General features: G+C 49.4%; 11 protein-coding genes. 3 read left to right on the forward strand and 8 right to left on the reverse strand.

All coding sequences use genetic code 11. The annotated features are described in order from the left end of the window. Nucleotides 1-5 precede the first annotated feature (5 nt). Both AACS05_RS18730 and AACS05_RS18735 read right to left on the reverse strand, forming a co-directional pair. On the reverse strand, nt 6-1,460 hold the full coding sequence (locus AACS05_RS18730) for an FAD-binding oxidoreductase (RefSeq protein WP_045446839.1): 1,455 nt from the start codon (nt 1,458-1,460) through the stop codon (nt 6-8). 63 nt (nt 1,461-1,523) lie between these two features. Then, nucleotides 1,524-2,309, reverse strand: a complete 786-nt coding sequence (locus AACS05_RS18735) for an SDR family oxidoreductase (RefSeq protein ID WP_016154226.1) — start codon at nt 2,307-2,309, stop codon at nt 1,524-1,526. Nucleotides 2,310-2,627: 318 nt separating this feature from the next. On the opposite strand from AACS05_RS18735, the gene AACS05_RS18740 reads away from it, so the two are divergent. After that, nucleotides 2,628-3,926, forward strand: coding sequence for an MFS transporter (locus AACS05_RS18740; RefSeq protein WP_045446842.1), 1,299 nt, complete (start codon nt 2,628-2,630; stop codon nt 3,924-3,926). A 26-nt stretch (nt 3,927-3,952) separates the two neighbouring features. Further along, the gene (locus tag AACS05_RS18745) at nt 3,953-5,431 is read left to right on the forward strand and encodes an FGGY-family carbohydrate kinase (RefSeq protein WP_045446846.1); all 1,479 of its coding nucleotides are present in this window, start codon (nt 3,953-3,955) and stop codon (nt 5,429-5,431) included. Between the two features lie 87 nt (nt 5,432-5,518). On the opposite strand, the gene queE is transcribed toward AACS05_RS18745, so the two are convergent. The 3 genes from queE to AACS05_RS18760 all read right to left on the reverse strand — a co-directional run bounded on the left by queE (nt 5,519) and on the right by AACS05_RS18760 (nt 8,507). Continuing rightward, the gene (gene queE / locus AACS05_RS18750; protein WP_045446849.1) at nt 5,519-6,190 is read right to left on the reverse strand and encodes a 7-carboxy-7-deazaguanine synthase QueE; all 672 of its coding nucleotides are present in this window, start codon (nt 6,188-6,190) and stop codon (nt 5,519-5,521) included. A gap of 71 nt (nt 6,191-6,261) precedes the next feature. Further along, complete coding sequence (locus AACS05_RS18755; RefSeq protein ID WP_045446852.1) at nt 6,262-6,951, reverse strand: N-acetylmannosamine-6-phosphate 2-epimerase; 690 nt, start codon at nt 6,949-6,951, stop codon at nt 6,262-6,264. Further along, nucleotides 6,951-8,507 (reverse strand): PTS transporter subunit EIIC, encoded by a 1,557-nt coding sequence (locus AACS05_RS18760; protein WP_045446856.1) that lies wholly within the window; start codon nt 8,505-8,507, stop codon nt 6,951-6,953. The genes AACS05_RS18755 and AACS05_RS18760 overlap by 1 nt, the downstream gene beginning before the upstream one ends. Nucleotides 8,508-8,671: 164 nt before the next feature. Between AACS05_RS18760 and AACS05_RS18765 the strand changes: the two genes are divergently transcribed. After that, nucleotides 8,672-9,496 (forward strand): MurR/RpiR family transcriptional regulator, encoded by an 825-nt coding sequence (locus AACS05_RS18765; RefSeq protein WP_045446859.1) that lies wholly within the window; start codon nt 8,672-8,674, stop codon nt 9,494-9,496. A 54-nt stretch (nt 9,497-9,550) separates the two neighbouring features. Here AACS05_RS18765 and eno read toward each other — a convergent pair whose 3' ends face one another. The 3 genes from eno to mazG all read right to left on the reverse strand — a co-directional run bounded on the left by eno (nt 9,551) and on the right by mazG (nt 13,590). Continuing rightward, nucleotides 9,551-10,849 carry a phosphopyruvate hydratase gene (gene eno, locus AACS05_RS18770; RefSeq protein WP_045446862.1) on the reverse strand — a complete coding sequence of 433 codons (1,299 nt, stop codon included), beginning with the start codon at nt 10,847-10,849 and terminating at the stop codon, nt 9,551-9,553. 87 nt (nt 10,850-10,936) lie between these two features. Further along, nucleotides 10,937-12,574 (reverse strand): glutamine hydrolyzing CTP synthase, encoded by a 1,638-nt coding sequence (gene pyrG, locus AACS05_RS18775; RefSeq protein ID WP_045446865.1) that lies wholly within the window; start codon nt 12,572-12,574, stop codon nt 10,937-10,939. Nucleotides 12,575-12,798: 224 nt separating this feature from the next. Beyond that, complete coding sequence (mazG, locus tag AACS05_RS18780) at nt 12,799-13,590, reverse strand: nucleoside triphosphate pyrophosphohydrolase (RefSeq protein ID WP_045446868.1); 792 nt, start codon at nt 13,588-13,590, stop codon at nt 12,799-12,801. Nucleotides 13,591-13,702 lie beyond the last annotated feature (112 nt).

The following is a 13,702-nucleotide window of genomic DNA, read 5'->3' on the forward strand; positions in this document are numbered from 1 at the left end:
GGTGCCTATTTTTCAATCGGATAGATCGTTCCCATGTTCATAATACCATTCGGATCAAACTGACGTTTGAGACCTTCCATCAGCGGCCACGCGCTACCATGTTCCAGTTTGCTCCAGTGAACGCGGTGCTTACCAATACCGTGATGATGCACCATTGAACCGCCCAGACGGATCGTCTCTTCGCAGATGATCTTATTGAGCGGGTTATGGTACTTATCAATCTCCTCTTCAGGCTTACAGTCCACTACGTTGTAGTCATAAACAAAGTACATGTTGGTACCGTTAATATAACTGTGAGAAGAGTGACCACCCAGCATGGTGATATCGTCCGCATGCGGAAACTCATTACGGATACGATTGAGTACATTTTCATAGATTTGATGGATGCAACTCCAGCAACCGGAGACTTCCGTGGTGAACCCCATGTTTCCGGTTTTCAGGATCTGCACACGTTCGGCGGCCACTTTCTCTGGCCCCCAGTTCAGATGATTAAACCAGTTTTCAATAAGCTTACTGTCCACACGCTTGCACTGCGGGTAACGCGCCACGATCTCTGCAATACCTTCGCCAGTCGCGCGCGCCAGCCGCGGATTACCCTCCGCCATAAAGATCAACACGCATTTTCCATCAGCAAAATGGGTAAAGTGCTGGGTACCATCCTCTGCATCGTACAGGCGCGCAATGGAGGGACGGTATCCTTCCACCATCACTTCACGCAGTATGTCGAAGCCGGTTTTCATATCATCCAGTACGTAGCCGTAGTACAGGTTGTTCTCTGGAGTAAATTTGAAGATTTTCACCGTCACTTCAGTGATGTAGCACAGCGCCCCTTCATTACCGATAATAATGTGACGAATATCAGGCCCAGCAGCACGACGCGGTACGTTCTTTATACGGGTTACTGTACCGTCCGCCAACACAGCTTCCAGCCCCACCACCATATCTTCAATCGCGCCGTACAGCGTGGAGAACTGCCCGATGCTACGAGTAGCAACCAACCCCCCCATTTGCGCCAACGGCTTAGACTGCGGAGAGTGCCCGGTGGTATACCCCTTTTCACGCAGCGCATTTTCCAGAATCTCAAGAGGTACGCCGCATTGTGCAGTAGCCTGCATGTTCTCAATATCAATATTCAGGATCTGGTTCATCCCGGCACCATCCAGCACCACGGAATCTTTAACAACAGTTTCCAGGCCCCCCTCAGTTGCGGATGCGCCGGTGCGCGGCACCCCATTGATTTTATGCTGATTCATAAACTGCAGAACGCGAGAAACTTGCTCCGTCGAACCGAGTTTTACAACTGCTGCCGGAATAGGTAGTGTGTAAACGCCGTGGATATCCGCATATTTACGAAAACGGTCAATACTGTTTTTCTTTAATACGGTTTCATCGGTAATTACACTATCAGCCCCAACAATTTCCTTTAACTGGTCAACAATCGCATCGCGAGATAAAGACATAGCCATTCCTTCCTGATAATTAATACGGAATAATTAATAAAGACAGAAACCACCTGCCAGGTATCAGCGAACTAAATAACCACCATCAACGACCAGTAAATGACCGTTAACATAATTAGAAGCCTGGCTGGCCAAAAATATTGCCGCCCCCATTAAATCCTGGGTGTCACCCCAACGATTGGCCGGGATGTGATCCAGTACACGCTGATTCGTTTCCGGATTACTGCGTGTAGCCAATGTAATATCTGTTGCATAATAACCTGGAGCAATACCGTTCACCTGAATATTATACTGACCTAATTCATCGCAATACGCTTTGGTAAAACCAGCAAGCGCATGTTTAGTAGCCGAATAAGCCGGAGACCATTGTCCACCAAGGTAAGAAAACAAGGAGCAAATATTGATAATTTTACCGCTATTTTGTGGAATCATAATTTTTGCGGCTTCGTAGCTCAATTCAAATGCTGCTGTCAGGTTGACATCAATCATCGGGTCCCAGTCCGCACGCCCAAAGTCCAGAACCTTATTCAACTTACAAATCCCGGCATTATTCACCAGAATATCGACAGTCCCAAAACGCTCGCAGCAGGCGGCGATTATCTTCTGTGGCGCACCTTTTTCGGTGATATCCACCTGCATAAATTCAACTTCAACACCCTGTTTTTCAATAATTTCTTTTGTCTCACCATTATCTTTTACAAAGCTTGGAATAAACAGGTTAGCCCCGGCTTTTGCCAGTGCCATCGCAAAGGCCTGGCCCAGCCCGCTGTTCCCCCCTGTCACAATTGCCGTTTTCCCTTTCAGGGAGAAAAAATTCATTGAGAATGCGTTGAGAGATTCGATCGACATAGTTAGCTCCAAATTCTTTTAGGCAAAAAAAAAGAAAGGCAACTTCCCCTGCAAGAGGGAAGTCACCTTTCTCATTATCTCTGGTAACATGGATAAGGTTTTATCACAGGGATAAAATATCAAACGTGATCAATGTCACAGATGTTTAGTTCATTTTTCCATTATAGCAAAAAACAAGAATCGTGATTATTCTCACACTATAATAACTTCTTCCATGTTATTTCTAAACGCAATTACTAGAGACCTGAGAAAAGTAATCCTCCTGAAAAGGCGGCTTACTTTTCTCTTTTTTTTGTCTATTGAAGATAGGGATTCGATATGCAACAAAATTCATATCGCCGTTGGATAACTCTCGCTATTATTAGTTTTAGCGGAGGTGTCAGTTTTGATTTGGCTTATTTACGTTATATATATCAAATCCCAATGGCAAAATTTATGGGATTTAGCAATACCGAAATTGGGCTAATAATGAGTACCTTCGGCATTGCCGCTATTATTCTATATGCTCCCAGCGGCATTATTGCTGATAAGTTCTCTCATCGCAAAATGATTACCTCAGCAATGATCATTACCGGATTACTTGGACTGGTAATGGCAACTTTTCCTCCGCTATGGGTCATGCTCTGTATTCAGGTAGCGTTCGCAATAACAACCATTTTAATGCTGTGGTCAGTCTCGATTAAAGCCGCTTCTCTGCTGGGTGACCACAGTGAACAAGGGAAAATAATGGGCTGGATGGAAGGACTGCGCGGCGTCGGCGTGATGTCACTGGCAGTCTTTACCATGTGGATCTTTTCTCGATTTGCGCCGAACGACAGCGACAGTCTGAAAGCTGTGATCCTGATTTACAGCGTTGTTTATATCCTGCTGGGCATTTTGTGCTGGTTCTTCGTTAGCGACGGTAACAATCACATCAACGCCGCTAAAGAAGAAAAACAAGCATTCCAGCTCAGCGATATTCTGGCGGTGTTACGAATTAGTACCACCTGGTATTGCAGCATGGTGATTTTTGGCGTGTTTACCATCTACGCCATCCTCAGTTATTCCACCAACTATCTGACCGAAATGTATGGCATGTCTCTGGTCGCTGCGAGTTACATGGGGATTGTGATCAACAAAATTTTTCGTGCTATCTGTGGTCCTTTGGGCGGCATCATTACTACTTACAGCAGAATTAAATCTCCCATACGCGTGATTCGACTGCTCTCTATTGTCGGGGCTGTGACGCTGATTGCATTGCTGGCAACCAACTCAAATCCACAGTCCGTCGTCATGGGGATTGGCCTGATCCTGCTGTTAGGTTTCACCTGTTATGCCTCACGAGGACTTTACTGGGCCTGTCCTGGCGAAGCCAGAACGCCGACTTACATTATGGGTACCACCGTGGGTATCTGCTCGGTTATCGGTTTCCTGCCAGACGTTTTTGTTTATCCGATCGTGGGTCACTGGCAGGACACTCTCCCTGCAGCAGAAGCCTATCGCAACATGTGGCTGATGGGACTGACGGCGCTTTGCATCGTCATATTCTTTACCTTTTTACTGTCTCGCAAAATCCGTATTACCAACAGCACACCGGAAAAGATGACATCACTGGCCGCAGAAACCTCCGGCGAGTGAGGATGGAAAATTAAAGGAGAATGACAATGTCGAAGAAATACATCATTGGAATTGATGGTGGAAGTCAGAGTACGAAGGTTGTGATGTACGATCTGCAAGGGAATGTCATTTGCGAGGGCAAAGGGCTGTTGCAGCCTATGTATACTCCGGATGCTGATACGGCAGAGCATCCCGATGACGATCTGTGGACCTCTTTATGCTTCGCTGGGCGAGAGTTGATGAGTCAGTTTTCGGGAGACAAAAATGACATTATCGGGATTGGACTGGGATCTATTCGCTGCTGTCGTGCGCTACTGAAAGCAGACGGAACACCTGCCGCACCGCTGATTAGCTGGCAAGATGCGCGTGTAACCCGTCCCTATGAGCACATCAATCCCGATGTGGCGTATGTCACCTCATTTTCAGGTTATCTCTCACATCGTTTAACAGGCGAATTTAAAGATAATATCGCTAACTATTTTGGTCAGTGGCCGGTGGATTACAAAACATGGGCATGGAGCGACGATCATGAGGTGCTGAAGAAGTTTAATATCCCGCGCAAGATGCTGTTTGATGTTCAAATGCCGGGAACAATACTTGGGCATCTTACTGAAGAAGCCGCACAGGCAACAAACTTCCCTGCCGGGTTGCCCGTGGTTTGCACTACCAGCGATAAGCCGGTAGAGGCTCTCGGTGCCGGACTGCAGGACGACGATACTGCAGTTATCTCATTAGGAACCTATATTGCTCTGATGATGAATGGCAAAACGCTGCCAAAAGATCCTGTTGCGTACTGGCCTATTATGTCTTCAATTCCAGAAATCCTGATTTATGAAGGCTATGGCATCCGCAAAGGCATGTGGACGGTCAGTTGGCTGCGCGATATGTTGGGTGAATCACTGATTCAGGATGCCAAAGCGCAGGATCTTTCACCAGAAGATTTGCTGAACAAAAAGGCCGCCTGTGTACCGCCAGGCTGTAATGGCCTGATGACCGTTCTGGACTGGCTTACCAACCCCTGGGAACCGTTTAAACGTGGAATTATGATCGGCTTTGATTCCAGCATGGATTACGCATGGATATACCGTTCTATTCTGGAGAGCGTTGCGCTGACGCTGAAAAACAATTACGACAACATGTGCAATGAAAGGGAGCACTTTGCGAAACATATCATCGTCACTGGCGGAGGTTCAAACAGCGATCTGTTTATGCAGATCTTTGCCGATGTTTTCAACCTCCCCACAAAACGTAATGCCATTAACGGCTGCGCGAGTCTGGGAGCAGCGATTAACACAGCGGTAGGATTGGGGTTGTACCCAAACTATGAGACGGCGATTGAAAAAATGGTACGGGTTAAAGATGTATTCATGCCGATAGAGAACAATGCCAGGCGCTATGAAGCACTGAACAAAGGGATCTTCCGCGATTTAACACAACACACTGATGTGATTTTGAAAAAATCGTATGAAGTACTGCATGGTAATCTGGGTAATATCGACTCAATTCAAAGTTGGTCAAACGCGTAATTTGCCCTTTCATGCCTGATGACGGCATAAACGCCTTATCCGACCTACAGGAGTCTGTTCGTTGTAGGCCGGATAAACGCAGTCCCATCAGGCAATATTCAAATACTTGTGCGTTTGCATCGACAAGCGCCAGTTGCGTGCAATACAGGTATCAATACACAGGCGCGTGGCGTCTTCCTTCTGACTGATTGGCTGTAAGGCAATGATTCGCGGTTTATCATCAGTCAACGTTGCCAACAGTTCATCCAACGCTTCAATATCGCGAACACGGCCAACCGGGTGCTTGATTTCATTGGCACGTTCCAGCGCCTGTGACAGCACGTCGTAGCCACCGCGCATATTCACCTTCGGCGATACTGTCACCCAGGTATTCGGCGTGCAGCGCACTTCATGTGTGCCACTGGTCTCAATCTGGCAACTGAAACCGTTCTTTTCCAGCAAATCAGTAAGTGGCATCAGGTCATGGATACAAGGTTCACCACCGGTAATCACCACATGACGGGCGGTATAGCCCTGACGCTGAATCACCGTCAGCAGATCTTCGCTGCTTGCCGCCCCCCACTTGTCACTTTCTTTAGTTTTCGCAAGGATGCTGTATAAGGAGACTTCCCGATCCTCAAGCTTATCCCAGGTGTGTTTGGTATCGCACCAGGCACAGCCAACCGGGCATCCCTGTAAACGAATGAAAATGGCGGGGACGCCGGTAAAGTAACCCTCACCTTGCAGGGTCTGGAACATCTCGTTAATCGGGTACTGCATAGTCTTCTCAATATGGGGATAAACGATAATTATCGCAGATCCCCACCAAAGTATCATGCCCGATCGTTGCTTTACGACGCGATTGCCGTGACAAAGCGCGCCGTTATTTGCTGTGGACGGGTGATAGCGCCCCCCACCACCACGGTGTATGCGCCCAATGCCAGGCATTGTACGGCCCGTTCAGGGGTATCGACATTCCCCTCCGCTACCACCGGCAGAGTAACCGCAGCCAGCACCTCACGTAAAAAACCACAGTTATTATCCGCAAGCACATGCCCGACAGTCTCTGCCGTATAGCCATAAAGAGTTGTACCCACGCAGTCAAAACCCAGTCGTTCGGCAGTGACGGCTTCGTCGACGTTGGAGATATCCGCCATCAACAACACGGATGGGTAGCGTGCGCGGATCTGCACAACCAGCTCTTCCAGCGTTTGCCCACCGGGACGTGGGCGCGCAGTTGCATCAAGGGCGATAATCTCTGGCTCAACGGTCATCAACTCATCCACCTCCTGCATGGTAGCGGTGATAAACACTTCGCTCCCCGGGTAATCGCGTTTGATGATCCCAATGATCGGCAGTGCGACGCTCTCTTTAATGGCGCGTATGTCCGCTACACTGTTTGCACGAATACCAGCCGCCCCACCCTGCGCTGCCGCCAGCGCCATACGTGACATGATAAACGGGCTGTGCAGAGGTTCATTTTCCAGCGCCTGGCAGGAGACAATTAACTTACCTTTCAGCGAATCCAATACAGTTTTCATTACGATAAGATCTCTTCAACTTCATTTTTGATAATGGTGACATGCGGGCCATAGATCACCTGAACACCATTGCCACGAATAATCACACCACGCGCCCCGGTTGCTTTCAGCGCCGCTTCATTAACTTTGCTGCCATCTTTCACCGTCACGCGTAAACGCGTAGCACAACAATCCACCTCTTCCAGATTCTCTTTGCCCCCAAGTCCGGCGACCACGGCTGCTGCTCGTTCACTTTGAGGCAGTGTGTTTTCTACGGATGTTGCGTTCTCGCGGCCCGGCGTCAGCCAGCCAAAGCGATTTATCAAATAGCGGAAGGTGAAGTAATACAGGAAGAACCACGGCACACCCACCATAGGCACGTACATCCAGTTGGTTTTCGCTTCGCCCTGCAACACACCAAAGAGGATGAAATCGATAAGTCCACCCGAGAAGGTTTGACCGATGGTGATATGTAAAATATGAGCAATCATAAACGCCAGTCCATCGAAGAAGGCGTGAATGACATATAAGACAGGAGCCACAAACAGGAAGGAGAACTCAATCGGCTCAGTGATGCCGGTCAGGAAAGAGGTCAAGGCGGCTGACAGCAGCAGACCGGCGACAACTTTTTTGTTCTCTGACTTAGCGGTGTGATACATCGCCAGACATGCTCCGAGCAGGCCGAACATCATGGTGATGAAGCGCCCGGACATAAAGCGTGAGGTACCCACATAGAACTGCTGGGTGTTCGGATCGGCAAGCTGAGCAAAGAAAATACGCTGCGTGCCTTCGACCAGTTGGCCGTTAACGATTTCACTGCCACCAAGCGCCGTCGTCCAGAACGGCAGATAAAAGATATGATGTAAGCCCAATGGGCCAAGCATACGCAGAATAAAGCCGTACAGCAGCGTCCCCAGGTAACCTGTTGCATCCACAAGGCCACCCAGTCCAAAAATAAGTTTCTGGAAATGAGGCCAGACAACCGTCATAGCGGCACCCACGGCAATCGCCGCGAGCGAGCTAATAATCGGCACAAAGCGTGAGCCGCTAAAGAAACCCAGAAACTGTGGTAGCGAGACTTTATTAAAGCGACTGTGCAGCGCACAAGTGACCAGACCAATCACCACACCACCAAATACTCCCGTTTCCAGCGTCTGGATACCAAGCGTCATCCCCTGACCAACAGCCCCCGGGTTTTCATGCGCCAGCGTCCCGTTCAGGATCAGCAAGGCGTTGATGGTGGCATTCATCACCAGAAACGCCAACAGCGCTGCAAGCCCCGCCGTGCCTTTATCCGTTTTCGCCAGGCCTACCGCCACCCCAACGGCAAAGAGCACCGACAGGTTGGCAAACACAATGGAACCCGCGCTGGTCATGATAGTGAAGATAGCCTGCAACCAGTCGACATCTAAAAACGGATAGGCCGTCAGCGTATTAGGGTTCGATAATGCACCACCAATGCCCAACAGCAGTCCCGCAGCGGGCAAGATCGCAATCGGCAGCATGAACGATTTACCGAACCGCTGCGCCTTTTCAAACCACGCCCCAGAGGAAGCGCCGCTAAACATTTTCATCATTTTTCATTTCTCCTGATTGTTGATGAAAATTTTTACCATAATTAATTTAATAAATGAAAATTACCATCAAAAACCAGGAAGTCGATCATACTTTTTAAAATGTCTGGCATCTCTCCCCAGCTTTCCGCCACACTATCGACAGAGAAACGTATTAAGGATTTTGCATGTCAGAAAATGAAAACCTGCTGCTGAGATTGCGCCAGGGTGTAGACGGATATAGCCGGACACAACAGAAGCTGGGTGAGTTTGTGCTGAGCGATCCGGCGAAAGTTGTCTATCTGACGATTACCGAGCTGGCTCGCGAAAGCGACACCAGCGAGGCAAGCGTCACGCGCCTGTGCCGCACGCTGGGATGTAAGGGATATAACGAATTTAAGATGGCGCTGGCACTTGATCTCCAGCACGGACAGCCCGTAGAACACAGCGGCGATGAGATTGACAACGTTGTCAATGAATCCGTTCAGGCGTTGCAGGACACAGCAAAATTACTCGACAGAACATTACTGGAAGCAGCAGCCCTCGCACTGCACCAGGCGCAGTCGGTACAGATTTATGGCGTGGCGGCCAGTGCGATTCTGGGGGAATATCTACATTATAAACTTTTGCGCCTTGGCAAGCCCGCACAACTGTTCAGCGACATGCATCGTGCCGCCATGAATGCCACAACGCTTTCCAAAAACTCGCTGGTGGTGGCAATTTCCAGTTCAGGTTCCACTCGCGATCTGCTGCATGTGGTTAAACTTGCGCGTACACACGGCGTCCCTGTACTGTCGCTGAGCAATACGCCGCGCAGTCCGCTGGCTTCTCTGAGTGATATCCAACTGGTTGCAGCCAAACCCGAAGGACCGCTGAGCGCCGGGGCGCTGAATGCAAAAGTGGGCGTAATGCTATTAATTGAATTGCTCACCACATCACTTATTGCGTTGGATGAACAGTACAGTGATGTCAGTCAGCAAACCGCCAGTGCGACTCTGCCACTGCTACTTTAAAGACATAAAAAAACCCGCCGAAGCGGGTTTTACGTTAAGAGCTAAAGAACAGGATTAAGCCTGGCCTTTGATCTCTTTACGACCGTTGTACGGCGCTTGCTCACCCAGAGCTTCTTCGATACGAATCAGCTGGTTGTATTTAGCAACGCGGTCAGAACGGCTCATAGAACCGGTTTTGATCTGGCCTGCAGCGGTACCAACAGCCAGGTCAGCGATGGTAGCGTCTTCAGTTTCGCCAGAACGGTGAGAGATGACAGCAGTGTAGCCAGCGTCTTTCGCCATTTTGATCGCAGCCAGAGTTTCGGTCAGAGAACCGATCTGGTTGAATTTGATCAGGATGGAGTTAACGATGCCTTTTTCGATGCCTTCTTTCAGGATCTTGGTGTTAGTTACGAACAGATCGTCACCAACCAGCTGGATTTTGTCGCCCAGAACTTTGGTCTGGTATGCGAAACCGTCCCAGTCAGACTCGTCCAGACCATCTTCGATGGACACGATCGGGTACTGTTTGGTCAGTTCTTCCAGGAAGTGAGTGAATTCTTCGGAGGTGAATGCTTTGTTGCCTTCGCCAGCCAGAACGTATTTACCGTCTTTGTAGAATTCAGATGCTGCGCAGTCCATCGCCAGGGTGATGTCTTTACCCAGCTCGTAACCAGCGGCTTTAACAGCTTCAGCGATTACAGCCAGAGCTTCAGCGTTGGAACCCAGGTTCGGCGCGTAGCCGCCTTCGTCGCCAACTGCAGTGTTCATGCCTTTCGCTTTCAGAACTTTAGCCAGGTTGTGGAACACTTCAGAGCCCATACGTACGGCTTCTTTCAGAGTTTTTGCGCCAACCGGCTGAATCATGAATTCCTGGATGTCGACGTTGTTGTCAGCGTGCTCACCACCGTTGATGATGTTCATCATCGGAACCGGCATGGAGTATTTGCCCGGAGTACCGTTCAGTTCAGCGATATGTGCATACAGCGGCAGGCCTTTAGCAGCAGCTGCTGCTTTGGCGTTAGCCAGGGACACAGCCAGGATGGCGTTTGCACCGAAGTTAGATTTGTTTTCAGTACCGTCCAGATCGATCATGATCTTGTCGATGCCAGCCTGATCTTTAGCATCTTTACCCAGCAGAGCCTGAGCAATCGGGCCGTTAACCGCTGCAACAGCTTTGGTTACGCCTTTACCCATGAAACGGGATTTGTCGCCATCGCGCAGTTCCAGTGCTTCGCGGGAACCAGTAGAAGCACCTGACGGAGCTGCTGCCATACCAACGAAACCACCTTCCAGGTGTACTTCGGCTTCAACAGTCGGGTTACCACGGGAGTCGATGATTTCACGACCGATGATTTTAACGATTTTGGACATTAGATTTTCCTCAGTACAAGTTAAACTAAAACTCCAGACAAACAATGCACCCGTGTGGGTGCATTGCCGTTCTAACTTTTCTACTTCTTACTTCGCCTGACGCTTCTGATGTTCACTAGCGGCTTTCACAAAGCCTGCGAACAGCGGGTGTCCATCACGCGGCGTGGAAGTAAATTCCGGGTGGAACTGACAGGCCACGAACCACGGATGATTCGGTACCTCAATGATCTCGACCAACTGATCATCACCGGAACGGCCTGCAACACGCAGACCCGCAGCTTCAATTTGTTTCAACAGCATATTGTTGACTTCGTAGCGGTGACGATGGCGTTCAACAATTGTCGGCGTGCCGTACAGTTGACGTACCAGACTCTCGTCGTCCAACTGACACTGCTGCGCGCCAAGGCGCATAGTGCCACCCAGATCGCTCTTCTCGGAACGGACCTCGACGTTGCCGTCTTCATCACGCCATTCGGTAATCAGGGCCACCACCGGGTACTTACAGTCTGGCACAAATTCCGTAGAGTTGGCGTTGTCCATCCCCGCTACGTTACGTGCAAACTCAATCAACGCAACCTGCATACCCAGGCAAATTCCCAGATAAGGAATATTGTTCTCACGCGCAAAGCGCGCTGTCGCGATTTTACCTTCAACACCACGGTAGCCGAAGCCGCCAGGGATCAGGATTGCATCGAGACCTTTCAGGATCTCAACACCACGTGTTTCGACATCCTGCGAATCAATCAGCTTGATGTTAACGGTGACACGATTCTTCAAACCACCGTGCTTCAGCGCTTCGATCACTGACTTATAGGCATCCGGCAGTTCAATATACTTGCCAACCATACCGATAGTCACTTCACCTGCCGGATTAGCTTCTTCGTAGATAACCTGTTCCCATTCTGACAGATTTGCTTCCGGACAGTTCAAGCTGAATCGTTTACAAATATAATCGTCCAGCCCCTGAGATTTCAACAGGCCTGGAATTTTATAAATAGAATCGACATCTTTCATTGAAATAACGGCTTTTTCTGGCACATTACAGAACAATGCAATTTTTGCACGTTCGTTGGCCGGAACCGCGCGATCTGAACGACAGATCAGAATATCTGGCTGAATACCGATGGAAAGCAGTTCTTTTACGGAGTGCTGAGTCGGTTTAGTTTTGACTTCACCTGCCGCCGCCAAATAAGGAACCAGGGTCAGGTGCATGAACAGCGCGTGCTCACGACCAATATCCACCGCCAACTGACGAATCGCTTCCAGGAACGGCAGAGATTCGATATCACCGACCGTACCACCGATTTCAACCAGCACCACATCATGACCTTCGCCACCGGCAAGGACGCGCTCTTTAATCGCGTTAGTGATGTGTGGAATAACCTGTACGGTTGCGCCCAGATAGTCGCCACGGCGCTCTTTGCGCAGGACATCGGAGTAGATACGCCCGGTAGTGAAGTTATTGCGGCGAGTCATTTTGGTACGAATGAAACGCTCGTAGTGACCCAGGTCCAGGTCGGTTTCAGCGCCGTCTTCAGTAACGAACACTTCCCCGTGTTGGATTGGACTCATAGTACCTGGATCAACGTTGATATACGGATCCAGTTTCATCATGGTCACGTTGAGGCCACGTGCCTCAAGAATAGCTGCCAGGGAGGCTGCGGCAATGCCTTTACCCAGAGAGGATACGACCCCGCCGGTCACAAAAATATAGTTCGTTGTCATGCTGGACCTGAGAAGTTAGGGTGAAACGATGGAATAACCAAGACGGGAAAGTAGTATACCCGAACATGACGAGCGCCACAAACTTTCATTATTCCTCCTCTTCACCAGGCTCACATTAACATCGGGAGTGAGAAAATAGCCCCTTTGGGGTAAATGTTTTTGACGTAAATCAATCGCTTGTTATTTAAAAAATCACACAAATCGCCCTTGACCGACGAAATCCTTTAGAGATCAATTTCCTGGCGTTTTACCTGTTGCCAGACTTCTTCCATAGTTTCCAGATCAACTCCAGTCATTTCCAGACCTCGTTCAGCAACAATTCGTTCAACTTCACGAAAACGTCGTTCAAATTTCTCGTTGGCTTTTTGTAATGCAGTCTCTGCTTTAGTGCCTAAATGACGCGCCATATTGACCGTCGCAAACAGCAAATCCCCCATTTCCTCCTCCAGTTTAGCCTGGTCGACAACGGCCTGCTTCGCTTCGAACATCACTTCGTCGATCTCTTCGTAAACCTTATCGACAACCGGTCCTAGCGTCTTCCAGTCGAAACCAACATTTGAGCAACGTTTCTGGATTTTTTGCGCGCGCATTAATGCTGGTAAGCTGCGAGGAATATCATCAAGCGCGGAATGCTGCGCTTTCCCTGCACGCTCTTCGCTTTTTATTTGCTCCCAGCGAGTTAGTACCTCTGTACTGTTGCTGGCAGAAACATCGGCAAATACATGCGGATGACGACGCTCGAGCTTATCGCTGATAGCAGCACAGATATCATCAAAATTGAAACGTCCTTCTTCCTGCGCCATTTGGGCGTAAAACACCACCTGAAACAGCAGATCGCCCAGTTCTCCGCGCAGATCGTCGAAGTCTTCACGCGCAATGGCATCGAGAACTTCATAAGTTTCTTCGAGAGTGTAAGGGGCAATAGTGGCGAAAGTCTGCTCTTTATCCCACGGACAGCCGTTTTCCGGGTCGCGCAGGCGCTGCATAATACCGAGCAGTCGGTCGATTTGATTCATGTGAAGATCCTGAAAACGATTCAATAGACAGGCCGGATAAGACTTACGTCGCCATCCGGCGCTTTCATGATGCCTGATAGTGACGCCATTGCGTCTTATCAGGCCTACGAAG

The organism is Citrobacter sp. S-77 (assembly GCF_963864895.1).
Lineage (GTDB): Bacteria > Pseudomonadota > Gammaproteobacteria > Enterobacterales > Enterobacteriaceae > Citrobacter > Citrobacter murliniae.

Excerpts from the sequence above, each read along its gene's own strand:
- AACS05_RS18730 (WP_045446839.1), bottom strand. The coding sequence starts at position 1,460 with ATGTCTTTATCTCGCGATGCGATTGTTGACCAGTTAAAGGAAATTGTT.
- AACS05_RS18735 (WP_016154226.1), bottom strand. The coding sequence starts at position 2,309 with ATGTCGATCGAATCTCTCAACGCATTCTCAATGAATTTTTTCTCCCTG.
- AACS05_RS18740 (WP_045446842.1), top strand. The coding sequence starts at position 2,628 with ATGCAACAAAATTCATATCGCCGTTGGATAACTCTCGCTATTATTAGT.
- AACS05_RS18745 (WP_045446846.1), top strand. The coding sequence starts at position 3,953 with ATGTCGAAGAAATACATCATTGGAATTGATGGTGGAAGTCAGAGTACG.
- queE (WP_045446849.1), bottom strand. The coding sequence starts at position 6,190 with ATGCAGTACCCGATTAACGAGATGTTCCAGACCCTGCAAGGTGAGGGT.
- AACS05_RS18755 (WP_045446852.1), bottom strand. The coding sequence starts at position 6,951 with ATGAAAACTGTATTGGATTCGCTGAAAGGTAAGTTAATTGTCTCCTGC.
- AACS05_RS18760 (WP_045446856.1), bottom strand. The coding sequence starts at position 8,507 with ATGATGAAAATGTTTAGCGGCGCTTCCTCTGGGGCGTGGTTTGAAAAG.
- AACS05_RS18765 (WP_045446859.1), top strand. The coding sequence starts at position 8,672 with ATGTCAGAAAATGAAAACCTGCTGCTGAGATTGCGCCAGGGTGTAGAC.
- eno (WP_045446862.1), bottom strand. The coding sequence starts at position 10,849 with ATGTCCAAAATCGTTAAAATCATCGGTCGTGAAATCATCGACTCCCGT.
- pyrG (WP_045446865.1), bottom strand. The coding sequence starts at position 12,574 with ATGACAACGAACTATATTTTTGTGACCGGCGGGGTCGTATCCTCTCTG.
- mazG (WP_045446868.1), bottom strand. The coding sequence starts at position 13,590 with ATGAATCAAATCGACCGACTGCTCGGTATTATGCAGCGCCTGCGCGAC.